The organism is Kothea flammea, assembly GCF_052161645.1.
GTDB lineage: Bacteria > Planctomycetota > Planctomycetia > Pirellulales > Pirellulaceae > Laterigemmans.
The window spans coordinates 7268998-7285356 of record NZ_CP197414.1 but is presented as its reverse complement, the minus strand read 5'-3'; the positions used below and the strand labels follow the sequence as shown (position 1 = coordinate 7285356).

General features: G+C 57.1%; 10 protein-coding genes. 3 read left to right on the top strand and 7 right to left on the bottom strand.

Going from position 1 to position 16359, the window contains the following annotated elements:
- Window positions 1-41: 41 nt before the first annotated feature.
- The 5 genes from SH139x_RS27205 to argB form a co-directional block, all read right to left on the bottom strand.
- Entirely contained in the window at window positions 42-3719 is a 3678-nt protein-coding gene (locus SH139x_RS27205) for a 3-keto-alpha-glucoside-1,2-lyase-like domain-containing protein (protein WP_488352861.1), read from the bottom strand.
- 31 nt (window positions 3720-3750) lie between these two features.
- Window positions 3751-4458, bottom strand: a complete 708-nt coding sequence (gene rph / locus SH139x_RS27200) for a ribonuclease PH (RefSeq protein ID WP_488352860.1) — start codon at window positions 4456-4458, stop codon at window positions 3751-3753.
- A gap of 85 nt (window positions 4459-4543) precedes the next feature.
- The gene (gene argF / locus SH139x_RS27195) at window positions 4544-5530 is read right to left on the bottom strand and encodes an ornithine carbamoyltransferase (protein WP_488356107.1); all 987 of its coding nucleotides are present in this window, start codon (window positions 5528-5530) and stop codon (window positions 4544-4546) included.
- Window positions 5531-5650: 120 nt separating this feature from the next.
- On the bottom strand, window positions 5651-6895 hold the full coding sequence (locus tag SH139x_RS27190; protein ID WP_488352859.1) for an aspartate aminotransferase family protein: 1245 nt from the start codon (window positions 6893-6895) through the stop codon (window positions 5651-5653).
- Between the two features lie 142 nt (window positions 6896-7037).
- Window positions 7038-7925: an acetylglutamate kinase gene (argB, locus tag SH139x_RS27185; RefSeq protein WP_488352858.1), complete on the bottom strand. Its 888-nt coding sequence runs from the start codon at window positions 7923-7925 to the stop codon at window positions 7038-7040.
- A 151-nt stretch (window positions 7926-8076) separates the two neighbouring features.
- Between argB and proC the strand changes: the two genes are divergently transcribed.
- Both proC and SH139x_RS27175 read left to right on the top strand, forming a co-directional pair.
- The gene (gene proC / locus SH139x_RS27180) at window positions 8077-8922 is read left to right on the top strand and encodes a pyrroline-5-carboxylate reductase (protein WP_488352857.1); all 846 of its coding nucleotides are present in this window, start codon (window positions 8077-8079) and stop codon (window positions 8920-8922) included.
- A 23-nt stretch (window positions 8923-8945) separates the two neighbouring features.
- Complete coding sequence (locus SH139x_RS27175; protein ID WP_488352856.1) at window positions 8946-9206, top strand: hypothetical protein; 261 nt, start codon at window positions 8946-8948, stop codon at window positions 9204-9206.
- Between the two features lie 26 nt (window positions 9207-9232).
- Here the strand turns inward: SH139x_RS27175 and SH139x_RS27170 are convergent, their stop codons facing one another.
- Together SH139x_RS27170 and SH139x_RS27165 are read right to left on the bottom strand one after the other, a co-directional pair.
- Window positions 9233-12391 (bottom strand): sulfatase-like hydrolase/transferase, encoded by a 3159-nt coding sequence (locus SH139x_RS27170; RefSeq protein WP_488352855.1) that lies wholly within the window; start codon window positions 12389-12391, stop codon window positions 9233-9235.
- A gap of 208 nt (window positions 12392-12599) precedes the next feature.
- Window positions 12600-13574, bottom strand: coding sequence for a hypothetical protein (locus SH139x_RS27165; RefSeq protein ID WP_488352854.1), 975 nt, complete (start codon window positions 13572-13574; stop codon window positions 12600-12602).
- 659 nt (window positions 13575-14233) lie between these two features.
- Here SH139x_RS27165 and SH139x_RS27160 point away from each other — a divergent pair.
- Window positions 14234-16309: an efflux RND transporter periplasmic adaptor subunit gene (locus tag SH139x_RS27160; RefSeq protein ID WP_488352853.1), complete on the top strand. Its 2076-nt coding sequence runs from the start codon at window positions 14234-14236 to the stop codon at window positions 16307-16309.
- Window positions 16310-16359 lie beyond the last annotated feature (50 nt).

Below are 16359 nucleotides of genomic sequence, written 5' to 3'. Positions count from 1 at the left end.
GATCAGACCGTGGTACAGCAAATGAATATGATGATGAACGTCTACCAGCGATAAGTAAATTCCACAGACGCTTCATCGCTATTGCCCAGCGAAGTTCGCAACTCTTGCTTACCAGACCCTTCCACCAATTGCACATCGGGAGTCGATAGCTCCAAAGTGAATTGGTCGTTCACTCGATAGCTGGTGGGGGTGAGACGTTCGATTTGACCACTGGCTAACCGCACAATGACCAGCCCCGTGGACTTGGAGTCGAGCGATCTCTTGACGTCGAGACGACGGGTGAGTGACTTGGCTCCCGTCTCGGTATCAGCAGTCGGTAGATAGGTCTCAAGAATTTCGGCCGAGCCCGTCTGATAACGAAAACTGGGTCGGCCCGCCGCGTCGAGCGCATAGCCGAGGAAACGTTGGCCTGCAGCGGATGAGTCAGCAGCCTGCTGCTCGGCGTTTGGCCAGGGGGCTGTCACTGAGGCCAAGATTGCCACCGGTGCCGATTGTTCGATTGTCAGCACGGCATCTCCCAACGGTCCCAATCTCCCCGGACCGCGACCTCGCCAATGGAGCGATGCGTCGAGAAATTGGTTTTGCCAAATTTTGGCCAACGCCAAACGATCTGCGTCCCAAGCGATGTGGACTTGCTCGGGATATCCCACAGCAATGCCCCGGGCACTCATGTCGGTGAGGAAATTGCGATAGATGATCGGCCGTTCGCTGGGGACTAGCTCGATCGCACCGGGGCGCAGTCCGCTGGGGATTTTCCGGGGATCACCTTCCAGCAAAAATTGCCACATGGCTTCGATCTGATAGGCCGGATCGCCGTCGGCAATCTTTGTTAACACACTCTTGCCCTCAGGAAAGCTGGCCGGCATCCGTGTTCCCGGACGATATGTTTGTGGGTTCAGCATGTAGCGATGGAACCAATCACGTCGCAGCCGTTTGGGCATCTCCAACATATCGATGGCTTGAATGCCCGGTGTTCCTTCACCACCGTAGGTGTGACATTTAATGCAAGCTAATCCTTCGTTACCGACCAGTTCGCGGCCATCAGCCAACCAGCGATGCGTGGGTTGTGAGGCGACGTCGGGCAATTCGCTCGATTGGCGATCTTGCTTGTTCAAACGTTGGTGCAACAGCTTCATCCGCTCGTACCCGAAAGCTGGCATCCGCGTCAGCATGTAGGGGCGTTGATTGGCACCCGCATCGAGTACTTTGGCAAAATACTCATCTTTCAATTTGTCACCAACTCCGGTGAGCGGTGGCGGCACGCGTCCTTCGTCTCCCATTTCGGGAGTCGTCGTTTGAAAGATCTGGTTGCGGGCTAATTCGGGCCCACCGATACCGTCCCGCATGTGACAGGCATAGCAGTTAGCGGCGGTTAAGGTGAGCTGAATCAAGTTCTCTCGCTCCCGCTGCGGCGGTCGCGCGGTGATCGCAGCTTGTAAGGAATTTCGCTGAGCCGTGGTCAGCGCGTACTGTGGCAAACTGGCTGGCACTTGCTCGGCCAAACAGCCCTGCTGTGGTTGCAGCTGCCGCCAAGGCTTGGCGGTTAGACTTGCCTCGATCGCTTGTCCCGCCGGTTCAAACACGTGGCAGTTGGCGCAGCCGAGCGAGCTGAATAGTCGCTCGCCTTCCAGTTTGAGGGCTGGGTCGGCGACGAATGTTTGGGGCACTAGTTGTCGTTGCAAATCACCTTCGGGATCCTGGGTGACCAGCGTGCTGATCGCCATTCGCGGCAAGTCGGGACCGGCAATTTCCAACGTCAGTCGCTCTTCACCACCACCTTCAAAATATTCGACTCGCAAACGGTGCACGCCGGTTGTCAGCTCGATATCGCCGCTAACTTGTTGATAGGGATGGACGCCATCGACACGTACCACTTCGCGGGCGTCGACCAATACCCGACTGCCGTCATCGCTGCCGATGGTGAGCGTATATTTGCCTGCTTTAATGATTGGCAAATAGGCTTCGTAAACCGCCCCAAATTGATTGAGCGGTGAGATCCCGGCGAAACTCAAGCCGGCAACGACCTCCGCCTCCGCGACTGGTTGCAGCTTGTCAAAATCGGGCAGCGAGTCCCAGTTGCCACGATAGACGGTGCGGGAAAACTGTTGGGCGCCCGGCACCAAGACAACATCTCGCAGCAAATAAGTCGCCACGTCACGCGCTTCCATGGGATCGGCAACCAATCTGGGCATGCGACCATCGGGGCGAGTGGCGTGTGGATTTTGTAGGAATGCAGCCAGCGAATCGAGCGTATATTTTTCGCTCAGGGGTCCCAAGGGGACGTTGGTCGCATTCGGTGTCTGCCAATCATTCTGGGGCGCGTGACAGGCCACGCAACCGATGGAATGGTAGAGCTTCTCGCCACGTTCGGCTCCGCTCGCGTCGCCGGAACGATCTAACATCGTTTCGCTGGTGTCTGACAGAATGAGATAGCTGGCAATCGCTTGACTGATCCGCTCGCGTTCGTCGGCCGCTACCGTATCGAGTACCGAGGGCATGGTAGTGCCCGGTTTGGCAGCGTGCGGATCATGAATCCAACGAACGAGGAAATCAGCACGCACGCGACCGCCAATGCCGTTGAGCACTGGCCCGACGGCTGGCTCCCAAACTCGTTCGCGACCCTCGTGACAGTTGAGACATCCCAGTCCCTCGGCCAACACTTGGCCGCCGTCGATCAAGCTTCGGTCGTTTAGGTCTGCGCCGAGCGCGGTGGCTGCGTAGAACCGTTCGTAGCCGGGAATCAAAGGCCGCTTGGAATCTTGCTCGGCATCGCGAGGCATGACCCAGATGTTGCGAAAGCGGACCGGGTTGCCATGGTCTTGCAGATAGATTGGACCGGGAGTGGGACCTTCCGCTCGCGGTGCGGCGGTGGTTGTCTTGGGGAGCACCACGTTGCTGTGAATTAAGATTCCGTTGAGCCGCACCGTGACCGTAGCGTTGGCGGTTTTCTTGCCCGCCCCATCATACCTTGCGGCGGTGAATTCAACGTCATACGTTTGCCAACTGAGCGGTGGCAGGCAAGCATTCAGGTCGGGACGGCGGATCGAATAGATGCCCCCCGCTTCGTTGTCCAAGCCCTCCAGACCGAATGAGTCGAGGATTTGCGTCTCATAACGCGCTTGATGATAGAGTCCGCTGTTGCCACGTTGTTGGCCGGCAGCGGTTGGTTGATAGGGAGTGCGAAATTCTAAGTGAATGGTGTAATCGCCAAATTGCTGACGACTGGTTGCCCCCTGCATCAGCAGTCCATCGGCAGTGCGGCGGGCGCCCGCTTCCCAGTTCTCCATCGATGCTTCGCTACCATCAAACAGCACGACCGCGCCGGGCGGAGGTTGGGCGCCCAGCGTGGGGCTTTTTCGTTCCATTTTCGTCAGCCCCATCGAATCGGCTAACTCCGTTACCAAGTCAGCATCACCGTCGAGGCGTTGCGGTGCCGCGCCGGTCCAGCCAGCTCCCGGCAAGCCACCTTCGTAAATGACCAACTGGAACTCGCCATCCCCGATTGCCACCACTTGGATTGCCTTGCCGTTGCCAGCATATTCGCCCTGGACTTGAAAGTCAGGATCCTCGGCCGCCGCTTCCGGCGTGGCAAAGACCTGGGCTCGGCCGATGGTGGTCAGTTGCAAGCTGAACGCCACCAGCAGCAAGAAGGCGAGACCCGCGGGGCTGGATTGGCAGCGACGTGTGGGTCGCAACGAAGACAGGAGATGTCGTCGCATGGTGGGGGACTTCTGCAGGAGGGAGGATAAGCTAGCGGGCGATTTCGGCGAGTTGAAGTTTAGTCAACGATTTGATGCCCTGCCGAGCGAGTTGCAATAATTTAGCCAAATCGTCGTCATCGAAGGTGGCTTCTTCGCCCGTCCCTTGAATTTCGACAAAACGGCCACCGCCGGTCATCACGACATTCATGTCGACGTCGGCCGCTACATCTAAAGGATAATCTAAGTCCAACCAGATTTCTCCTTTGACGCTGCCCACGCTGACAGCCGCCACGCTATCGATCAACGGACTGCCGGGGCCGATCGTAAGCTCGGGGAAATCTGTCTTGATCGCGTCGTACAGCGCCAGCCAACCACCCGTGATGGCGGCGGTGCGGGTGCCACCATCGGCCTGCAAGACGTCACAATCAACGGTGATCATGCGTTCGCCTAAGGCTTGCAAATCAACGATTGCTCGCAAGCTACGGCCGATCAACCGCTGGATTTCCGTTGTTCGTCCGTCAACCTTGCCGCTGCGGTCCCGTTGTTTGCGTTGCGGCGTGCTGCCGGGCAGCATGCTGTACTCAGCCGTCACCCAACCTTTGCCTTTTCCTTCCATCCAGGGTGGCACACGGGCTTCCACGCTGGCTGTACAGAGCACCACCGTATCGCCGCAGCGATATAGCACGCTGCCGGGGGCGGCAGAATAATAGTTGCGAGTGATCGAAATTTCTCGCAATTGATCATGGGGCCGGAACATTACGGTCTTGAGGGGCTAATAGTTGAGGAGTCAAAAAGTTTAACGGGGCATTCACTAGCAGTGCATTCGCCAGCAGGGCTAATCGCTAGCAGGCATCGTTTTCGGGAACGGGCAGACGCGTTGAATCGGGTTCCGCAGCCCCCACGTTGGCTTCCACCCAACCACGATTCAACAACCAGACCAATAACCCTTTCTGCGCGTGCATGCGGTTGGCCGCTTGTTGGATAATGCGACTGTGAGGACCATCCATTACTTCGGAAGTGATCTCCTCGCCACGAATAGCTGGTAAACAATGCAGGATGATGACCTCTTTGGGAGCGGCCGCGACGAGTTGTTGATTAATCTGATAATCGGCAAAGACTTGTCGCCGCTGTTCCCGCTCGGCTTCTTGTCCCATGCTGGTCCAGACATCGGTATAGATCGCGTCAGCGTCGGCGGCGGCGGCCAACGGGTCGTTGGTCATTTCCAACTTGGCGGCCGGATAGGCTTGTTTAACTTGCGACCACCAGTCGTCATCTATTTCATAACCAACAGGGCAAGCGAGCGTGAAACGCATCTCCAACATGGCGCAAATCAAAGCCATGCTGCGGGCCACGTTATTGCCGTCACCGACGAATAACATATGCCGCCCGGGCAAACAACCAAAAGCCTGTTGGACCGTAAGCACATCGGCCATCGCTTGGCAAGGATGGCACAGGTCGGTCAAACCATTGATCACCGAAAGGGTGTTGAACTGAGCTAGATCGGTCACGCGCTTGTGCGATTTTGTACGGCACACCACGGCATCCAGGAATTGCCCCAGCACGTTGGCGAAGTCGGCGACTGACTCCCGCTTGCCCCACCCCACATCGTCGCCCAGAAAGAGGCTGCTGCCGCCCAGCTGCGCCATCCCGGCTTCAAAACTGACACGTGTTCGCAAGCTCGGTTTTTCAAACAGCAGACCGATGCAGCGATTTTGCAGCAAGCTGGGCCGTTCGCCCTGAGCATGCAGATCACAAAGATATTGTCCGGTCTTTAAAACTTGACGCAACTCTGCCGGAGTCAACTCAAATAAAGTGACGAGGTGTCGCAGGCCGTTCATCGGCGATTCGTCCGGGATGGGAGTAGGAAAGAAAATAGTAACGTGTGAAAAAAGGCTTCGATAACCTTTTTTATGTCAGGAACTTGACCCGAGGGTGATATGCCGGCTGGCTCAGCTTTCGACCGCGTGCTGCCCGGCAGCCTCAAATGCTTGTTGCAATATCTCCAGCCCCTGGTCGGCAGCCTGTTTGCTGAGATTCATTGCCGGCAGCAATCGTAACACGGTACCTTGCGTGCAATTGATTAACAAACCACGCCGCAGGCAATCTTCCACGATCGGACTACCATCGATATCCAACTCAATACCAATCATCACACCGGCGGAGCGAACTTCGCGAATGAAATCAAAATCGCTGGCCATTTGTTGCAGCGCCGTTGTCAGGTGCTCACCCAACTCGCTGGCGGAGGCTAACAGGCCTTCCTCTTCGATCGTTTCGATCATCGCGATACCGGCCGCCGCGGCGATTGGATTCCCGCCAAAAGTGGCCGCGTGCATTCCCGGTTTGAGGCTGTCGGCGACTTCGGGACGTGCCAGCAGGGCACCGCCGGCAATCCCCGCGCAGAGCGATTTTGCCAGCGTCATGATATCGGGTTGAACGTCGAAGTATTGATGCGCAAACCAAGTTCCCGTCCGTCCGCACCCCGTTTGCACTTCGTCGAAAATCAATAACAGCTCGTGTTGGTCCGCCAGCTCCCGCAGTCCGGCCAAGAATCCTGCCGGCGGCATCCGCACGCCCCCTTCACCTTGAATGGGTTCGATCATGATCGCCGCGGTGGTCTCATCGATCGCTTGCCGAACGGCCGCGAGATCGCCCAGCGGGCAGTAGGCAAATCCAGCCATCAGCGGTCCCAAGCCTTCGTGATATTTAGGCTGCGCCGTGGCCGTTAGACTTCCCAAAGTGCGACCGTGGAATCCACCGGTGAAAGTGATGATCTTATAACGATCGGGCGGCGTATGCAGACGCGCCAGTTTGATCGCCGCCTCGTTGGCCTCGGTGCCGCTGTTGCAAAAGAAGGCTTGGGCGGCAAACTCGGTGCGTTGGCTGAGCAGCTCGGCCCAAATACCTTGTTGCTCCATATACCAAGTGTTGGGTACATGGATTAACTTGGCGACTTGCTCCTGCACCGCTTGGACTACTTTCGCTGGGCAATGCCCCAGCAGATTGCATCCCCAACCGGGAAAAAAATCTAAGTACTCGCGACCATCGCTATCCCAAACGGTCGAGCCTTCGCCGCGCACCAAGGCTACCGGATAGCGGCGATAATTGCCAATCACGAACTTTTCGAATCGCTCAATCGTGGCAGCGGTCGATGGCGACACTGGATTGGTTGCGGGTGAACTGGACGAACTGGTCATAGTTTAACGTTTCAGCCGCGAGCGACGGTAAAGGGAATAGAGAAACTATCCGCATACCGCTGATGCCGCTTTGGCGCCCGCCGCGGTTTTCTGTCGGTTTTCGGATACGTTGATAATAACAACTGGAATACGGCCGCGTTCGCTAAATCGGGATGTTTGCCCGATCGTCACGCACGATCTCGGTACCCACGCCGCTGGTCGTGAAAATCTCCAACAGCAGCGAGTGGCGAAGTCGTCCGTCGATGATGTGAACTTTTCCGACTCCCCGCCCGAGCGTCTCCAAACAGGCTTCCACTTTGGGAATCATACCAGCTCCGATCGCACCGTCGTCAATCAATTGGCGGGCGGCCGAAGCTGTCAGCGAATGGATGATCGAGGCGGGGTCGTCGACGTCGCGGCGAACTCCGTTAATGTCACTGAGAAAGATTAGTTTATCCGCGCCGAGCGCTTGGGCGACCGCCATCGCGGCCGTGTCGGCGTTCACGTTTAGCGGCTGGCCATTGGCGTCTTCACACATCGAGGGGATCACGGGAACCTGGTTCGTGTAGGCGAGACCCTCGATGGGATGGCGCTCCACGCGGCTGACTTCACCGACAAAGCCAATGTCGTCCCCGGCGATCGTGATCTTCTCGCCAAACAAGACATTGTTACCGGCGGCGAAGTTCAGGTTCATGGCGCGACCGCCGAGTTGCTCAATCATTTGGGTGATCGATTCGTTCAGCTCGGTCGCTAACACTCGCTCCACCACTTTCAGCGTGGCCGCGTCAGTCACTCGGCGACCGCGGACAAAGCGAGGTTCGATCTGTTCCGCGGCCAAGGCGCGATTGATCGCCTTGCCGCCACCGTGCACAATGACTGGTTGTAGACCGACCGATTCCATAAAAATCACATCCAGCAGGATGTGGCGGAGGGCGTCCTCGTCGTCTAAAACACTGCCTCCCAGCTTGATGACGGTCGTCTTACCTCGAAATCGACGGATCCAGCCCATCGCTTCGATTAGAATGTCGGCTTTGGCAATCGCTTCGTCCAAAGTTGACTCACTCCACGGATTTTGCGGTTAAAAACTAATCAGGCTAGGCAGCGCAGGGGAGATCTGTCAATCCAACTGACCCGCAAATTAATTTTGCCATTTGATCTGCCGCTTCCAATTCGGCCCCCGCGATTCCCAGGAGAAACTGTTTGTGATTGGTTCCATTTTGTTTATCGGTGGGGGCAGGATGTCGCGGGCAATGGCCGAAGGGATCGTTGCCAGCGGATTGATTTCGCCGGATGGGCTGCGGGTGGCTGACCACAATCCCCAGTCACGCCAGTGGTGGTCCCAGCGTTTTCCCGAAACACCCTGCTTTGCCTCCGCCGCAGAGGCCGAGCAGGCGTTGCCAGTGGCGGCTGAGGATTTGGTCGTGCTGGCGGTCAAGCCTCAACACCTCAGCGACTGTATTTCCTCTTTTCGGCAGAAATTCCCCGCCGCTTGGCAGCAATCGCTAGTCGTTTCGGTGGCCGCGGGGGTCGATTTGGACTTTTTGACCGGCAAATTGGGCTCCCAGCGAGTGGCTCGCGTGATGCCAAACACGCCAGCCTTGGTTGGCGCGGGAGCCAGTGCCTATTGTGGTGCCGCTGAAGTCTCCGAGGACGATCACCAGCGGTTGCGAGGTTTGCTCGATGCATTTGGCCGTTCGTTCGCGGTCAAAGAAAGTCAAATGGACGCCGTCACCGGGTTGAGCGGTTCCGGCCCCGCCTATGTCTTTTTGTTCATCGAAGCACTCGCCGACGGCGGAGTCATGGCCGGCTTGCCCCGCGCCGAAGCTTTGCAGTTGGCAGCGCAAACGGTGATCGGTGCTGGACAACTCGTGTTGCAAACCGGAGAACACCCTGGGATGCTCAAGGACGCGGTTGCCAGTCCCGCTGGAACAACCATTGCCGCGATCCGTTCCTTAGAGCAAAATGGCTTTCGCGGCGCAGTTATCGATGCTGTGCTTGCCTCGGCAAATCGCAGCGCAGAGCTGCGGCGAGCTGCTGTATCTTCGTAGACATCAACCCACTGTAGAGTGCCATGGATTCACCTCTTGTTCTGGTCGACGACAAACATGTGCCGCTCTACCGCATCATGTGGATCTCAGCCACACCACACTTCTGCGGCGAAGAAGATTGTGTTCGCGAAGGCCAGTATGAAATCATGCTGGAGATGGAGGAAGTGATTTGGGCTTCGGGAAATGATCGCGACCGAGTGCTCGACGCACTCACCCGCTGGTGCGGTGACGGTCGCGGTGGTGGCGGCGCGGCGGGTGGCGACGACGAAACTCCCGGCTGGTAAAGACGACACCTCTATTCGATCGTTCCTCACCACTCTAATTTTTCATCACCCATTTGTAGGCGTCCCGGCTGACGCCGATTTTCTCCCGCTGTTTTCGTCAGCTTGTCACCCAAGTCGATTCGCGCCGCGGCGGCTACCGCTTCGAGCTGCTCGACTACGGCCGGGTGTTGCGCGGCGACATCGGTGGTCTCGCCGAGATCATTGTCCAAGTCATACAACGCATAACTCGCCATAGCTTGCGAGTAGTTAACGGGCGTGCCTCCCGTGCCACCGACCCGTCCGTCCAGCGTGCGATAGCTGTGAGGAAAAACTAATTTAAAACGTTCGTTCCGCACCGCTTGCAATTGGCCGCCACCGTAATAGCAATAAAAGTGACTTCGCGGCGATTGTTCAGGATCCGCAAACATCAGCGGCCGAATATCGACTCCGTCCAGCTGATGAGCTGGCAGCTCGGCTCCGATCAGCGCCGCTACGGTGGGGAAAATATCGATCGTCGAGGCCAGTAAATCACAAGTCGTGCCAGCCGGAATTCGACTTGGCCAACGCATTAAAGTTGGCTCGCGGTAACCTCCCTCAAACATCGTCCCCTTGCCTTCGCGGAGCGGACCAGCACTGCCGGCGTGATCCCCATAAGACAGCCAGGGACCATTGTCCGAAGTGAGAATTACCAACGTGTTCTTGGTCGCTCCGATCCGCTCGATCGCGTCCAGAATTTGCCCCACCGACCAATCGACTTCCATCATCACATCGCCGAACAATCCAGCTCCACTCTGGCCGGCAAATTTTTCTGACACATATAACGGCACGTGCACCATCGGGTGCGGAACGTACAGGAAGAAAGGTTGATCGGCGTGCTGCTCGATGAACTCCACCGAGCGGGCGGTGATCTGCATGGTCAACTGCTCCTGATCGGCGGGCTGAACATCGGTGTTAATCACCTCGGTGCCAGCCAACATCGGCAGGCGAGGCCAAGGGCCGGTGGCTTGCGGATCGGCCGCCTTTCTAGCAATGTTCTGCGGATGCAACGGCCACATGTCGTTGCTGTAGGGGATCCCAAAGAACGTGTCGAAGCCATGGTTGGTCGGTAAAAACTTAGGATGATGCCCCAAGTGCCATTTCCCAAACATGGCAGTCGCATAACCACGCGATTTGCACAGCTCAGCCAAGGTTACTTCGTCTTGATGGATGCCAATCGATGAAGCCGGACCAAGTGCTCCCGAAATGCCCACGCGATGATGGTAACAGCCCGTCAGCAAGGCGGCTCGCGAGGCGGAGCAGACGGCCGACGAAGCCAAGAAGTCAGTGAACCGACGCCCCTCGCGAGCCATCCGATCCAGGTTGGGCGTCGGATAGGCGGTTGCTCCAAAGGGGCCAATGTCGGCGTACCCCATGTCATCCATGAAGATCAACACCACATTCGGTGGTGTGCCGTCAGCGGCTGGTTGCGCAGCGTCTGGTTGCTCAGTAGCTGTTTCTTGCTCGGCGTCAATCTTAATCTTTTGCTCGGCCTCTGTGGCTCGCTCGGCAGTGGGCTTTGCCGTGTCAATCTTGGTCAGCACTTGAGGGTCTGTGACGTTGAGATAGTGGCCATGATCGGCGGTTAGGATGATTACGGAATCATCCCAAGCTTGTTGAGCTTCGATCCACTGCACCACTTCTTCAAAGGCTGTATCGCCACTCAGCACGGCCCCGATCGAGTTATCCAAGTTGTTATCGTGGTTTGCCCAGTCAACATCTCCCGCTTCGACCATCAGCCAAAAGCCTTGGTCTTCCTGTGCGAGCAGGCGAATGGCTTGCTTGGTTAGTTCAGCCAAGGTGGGATTTTCGCGGACGTCTGCCGGGTTATAAGATTCAGCACCATTGACTCCGACTGTGGGATTGTATCCGCCGTCCGCCGTTTGAAATGGGAGGTGACCGCCACTGACTCCGAACAGCCCCAACAAGCGGTGCTTTTCGGCAATGGCGCGATCGGCGGCCATGGCGATCAGTTCGCCGCCGTCGGTATCTGGTGTTCGCTCGACAACAACATACTTGCCTCCCTGCTCGACGCTGGCCGCTCGCACATCGCCCGCGAAGGCATAGCGATTGCCTGGTTGGAAATTATCGCCTTGACTCTCATCGCTACGCTTCAGCTCTCCCCAGCCGCCCCCCAGCACCACATCCATGCCTGGCAGGGGTTGATCGAGATGTGACACCGATGGCAGACCGATGAGATCACGGGTGAGATCTTGGTAGTCATTGCGCGTCACGTTGTGCGCGTAGGCTGCTGCCGGCGTGGCATGGCTGATCGGCACGCTGCTGACCAAGCCAATTCGAAAGCCACGTTCACGTTGCAGTTGCCGGGCGATGGATTCGACTTGCTCGCCAGCTGCGTTCAGCCCAATGGCTCCATTAAAAGTTTTTATCCCGCAGGTCATCGAAGTTGCGGTGGCTGCCGAATCGGCCACCGTATGGGGGCGACCGCGGTCTCGACCGATGAGGTAATCGCGGCTGGGCGGAGTGGCCCAAGGGGTGCTTCCTCCCAGCCTGGGATCGTAGCCTCCGGTGGCGGCGGCTTGAGGTTCCGCCAACCGTTGGGTGTTGACGTCATAGGTCGCTTTGTCCCGCTGGGGCGAAGTCACGATATAGCCGTAATCGGTTTCCGCGCCACGGTAATCCAAAAACGTTAATCCAGTCCCCCGCCCCGAGTCGTAAGCGACTTTGCCTTGAGCATAGGTGGCTGCGGCGTGCGTGGTTTGCCAGTCCATACCGTCAAAGACGATGAGGAAAACGTACTTTTTGCCTGCCGCGACCGCTTGCTGCTGCAGGCGATAGACGTCGGTTTGATCGAAATACTCGGCCTCTGGGTTGAGCGTTCCCGCTGGAACCTCGCCATACAATCGCTCCAGTTCTTCGGCCGAACGATAAACGCTGCCCGCCTCTCTCAGCGAATCGAGCGACATCCCGAATGTGTATAGCGGCACCAAGCGGTTACTGTGATTCGTCCAGGTGGAGTACCGGCTAGGATCAACCCCCCAGTGCCCCCAGGCGGCCGCTTTTTCTGTCCAAGCAGCGGCTTGCAAATCTCGTAGTGGGTCCGCTTGTTGCGCGGAGGAGTGACGGGGGATTGCGGCGGAAATTGTCAGAGCCGTGCAGGTGGCTAACGCAAACCAGCCAACTGGTCGGTGCCAAAGATTGTCGATCATGAGGAATTCGTAAAAGAATGCGTGTGGTGGCGGGTTGTCAGAACGTATCCAAAAACCAATCAACGCTGTTGCGCTCGCCGCGGTTATCCGAGGGCATTGGATAGGTGCTAAATTGCTTGATTGCTAAGTTGCTTGATTACAGCTAGTGAGCATGCAAGCTATGAATGTAACTGCCGCATCGCATCCGAACAGGCGAAAATCACCTTCTTCATGATGAAGATTTTCGACGTGACGGTTTGGCCACCGTTCGCAGCAATGGCAAAGTCCTGCCGCCGCCGTGAAAAGTACGTCCCGAGGGCAAGTAGTGGTCGAAGACAAACACTCCCGTGTTGACCGCCGGACTCCGCGAACACCTTAAAATGGCCGGGTATCCGCACTCCGGGCAACGAACGCGTAGCCCATTGGCGTCCAGTAGCTTCTGCACCGAACTGACGAATTGCTGGCTCTCCTGCAAGCTGTTGAAGGTTGCTCCGTTGAGCTGTTGCAGATGGTGCTCAATGGTTAATCGCAGCGATCGCTGGATGCCGGCAATCTGTTGATTTAACCGCTGTAGCCCCACTTCGGCTTGCTGAATCGGCAGTGTATTGCCGCTGAATCGACGCAGGATCGCCGGCTGAATCATCGCCAGCACGCCACTGAGCGCGCGACGATAGGAAGCGGCCCGAGCGGTGGTTATTGGTGAAATTTCACCCCCGGTTGTTGCCGCGGACTGATTGCCAGCCTGCTCGGTCGCGCTCTCCAGTCGCCGGCTCGGCGAGTCCAACACGATCAACTGCACCGCGCCGACCGCCTCCTGCCCGTTGCGAACAGGACCCACCAAAACGGTCGCCCCAAATTCAGCATGACGCTGCACCTCTGGCTCTTTCGATTGCCACAACTGGACAACCGTCGCGTCAATCACTTTTCGCCCCGCGGGGGATAAGTCCAACTCTCCAAAGCCCAAGCGTGTCGTTGGTGTCAAGCCCCCGGCACCCCAGGGACGCAACCAATAGGCGCTCGCGGCCGCCCCGAACATGCGGCCCACCAAGACCAAGACCTCTTCCAGGAATGGCTCCAGCGCCAGCGACTCGGGGGAATCCCCCTCTTCGCAGACCTTGCGGAGCCGCTCTACCTGCGCAGCAAGACGCACTTGCTCTTCACGAGGCAATGTTCGCAGTGATTCCACTAAAGTGGCTTTGTTCATGCCAATCCTTGTCTTCGCTGGCGATCAGTCCAGTCACCAGCAATGCGTCCAGTCACCAGCTATCGCAATTCAAATCTGCAAACATCGCTATTTTCGGGATCTGCTCTTTTCAGGTCCTCACGCCCCGCTGCGCTTCCCTGCTGAAACTCACTGCAGCTGGAAACTCGGCCAACTCTAGCTTGATTCGCGTCGACACGTTGACAACAGTCGCCCCGGTCAGGCCGCCAGAGTTCACGCTTCACTACTCGATACATCCCTTTCAGGCGTCATGACAGACCCTCAGACGGCCGCGGCGACTGGCTAGTTCCGGTCGCGCGACCGGAAAAAAATTGTTTTCAGGAACTTGACGCAGCGCTCTCGCGTTATACTTATACTAAAAGTATAACCAGTAGGGAGCAGAGCGGAAATGACGGAGCGAGCGGCTGTTGCAAAAAGGCCACAACGCGAAATTTTTGGAACAACCGTCAGTGTCGGGTGGGGGATTCGCGAATTTTGCTTGTTCCCAAGTCGCGATGCTGGAGTCACCGCCGCCGCTGCTTAATTTGGTCGCTATTGATACAGATGAAACTTCCTTCATCCCCATGTGGAATCGCCCAAGCCTGCGTGCTCTGGGGGGAACGCCACGGGGAAATCTCGTTTCGGACTACGACGAGCGGTAGATGACAGTCAACCAGCAAACGGTCGAAGAAACCAAAAAGCAAATTCGCGTTCTCGTTAACGAGATCGCCGCCCTGGGCAAGTCTGGGGTGCCTGCTGAAGAGTATTATCCTCAATTCCTGCAACGGGTCGTAACCGCGTTGGCTGCGGTCGGCGGAGCGATTTGGTTGCTTGATGATGATCGCAACGTGCGATTGCAGTACCAAATCAACATGTCCGACGCGTTATTGGATGAGCAGGGTGACGACGCGTTACGTCACCGTCGCTTGGTCCGCCGCGTGGCCTCGGCCAATCAGTCGCTGCTGGTACCTCCGTACAGTGGCACCACCGATGGCGAAGCCGAGGGCAATCCCTCGAAATACCTCTTGGTGCTTACACCGCTCAGCCACGACAAGAAGGTCGACGGGTTGATTGAGGTGTTTCAACGCCCCGAAGCGGCTCCGGCAACTCAGCAAGGTTATCTGCGGTTCTTGCAGCAGATGTCCGAGTTGGCTGGAGAGTGGATCAAGAATGAGCGCTTGGCTCACTTCAGCGACCGTCAAGTCCTCTGGCAGCAAGCCGACACCTTTGCCCGGCTCTCGCATGAGTCGCTCGATTTGAAAGAAACCGCCTACATCGTTGCCAACGAGGGACGCAGGCTGATCGGCTGCGACCGCGTCAGCGTGGCGATTCTCAAGGGACGCAAGTGCAAGGTGCAAGCGATTAGTGGCCAGGACACGATTGAAAACCGCTCCAACATTGTGGCTGCTTTAAATAAATTGGCGACCCGCGTCGTGGCTGCTGGTGAACCGCTCTGGCACGACGGTTCCACCGAAGATTTGCCGCCACAAATCGAAGAAGCTCTAGAAGAATACGTCGACCAATCTTACGGCCGGCACATTGCGGTGCTTCCGCTCCGCGAGCCGGTGCGACTCAATGCTGCCGAGCAAGCCACCGGGGCGGCTGGTGAAATCGATCGCGACGGCGACCACCGTGGTGAGACGATCGGTGCCCTGATTGTTGAGCAGATCGAAAGCAGTTTGCCCCCCGATGTGTTTCACAGCCGCGTCGATCTCGTCTATGAGCATGGAACCCGGGCGATTGCCAATTCCATGCATTATAACAATCTCTTTTTGATGCCCGTCTGGCGAACCCTCGGTCACCTGACTTGGGTTCTCCGCGCCCGCACGCTGCCTAAAACATTGGCTGTCGTTGGTTTGATCTTAGTGCTGATCTTGGGGTTGGTCTTTATTCCGCTGGAGTTGGAACTGGAAGCCAACGGGACGGTGGAGCCGACGAAATCGACCCACGTTTTCTCGCCGGTCGATGGTGTGGTTCGGATTCCTGATAACAGTGACATTAAACACGGCACCTTTGTGAAAGAAGGACAGCTGCTGTTTGAGCTCGAGAATCGCGAGCTGGAAATCAAGCTGACCGAACTCGAGGGTGAGATCAATCGCACCCGTGAGCAACTGGCTAGCGTCCAGGGACAGTTGACCTTACTTACGCGTCGCGATTTCGATCCGGCAGAAGCGACCAAGCTTCAAGGAGAGCGGCTCGGTTTGTTAAGCCAACAGAAAACCTTGGAGGAATCTTATCAATTGCGGAAGAAGCAAGAGGAAGAGCTGCAAATCAGGGCGCCCATTGATGGCGTGATTACAACTTGGAACTTAAAGAAGCTGCTCAACAACCGCCCCGTGATGACGGGTCAGGTGCTGTTCGATATTGCCGACCTCAACCAACCGATGTACTTGCGTTTGAAAATGCCAGACAAACGCATGCACCATCTTGAGTCGTGCCGGCAAGAGCGGGGAGCTGATGGCGAGATCATGGTCGACTTTATCTTGGCGACCAATCCATCAGAATCATTTTCTGGGAAACTGGACACCGACGCCATCGAGCAGCGGACATCGACCGACAAGGACGATGGCGAAGTTGTGCGGATGAAAGTCACGCTCGACAAGGAAGTCCAAGAACAGCTCCAGGCTGATTTGCGTCCCGGTGCCAAAGTGATTGCTGACGTGCGTGTTGGCAAACGGGCCAGCGGCTACGTCCTTGGCTACGAAATTTACGAATGGCTTTGCAAGTTCTTTTTCTAACCTCATAAATTTTGTTCCCTCGAAGAAACAGCCAAACCCGCCGGTCTGGC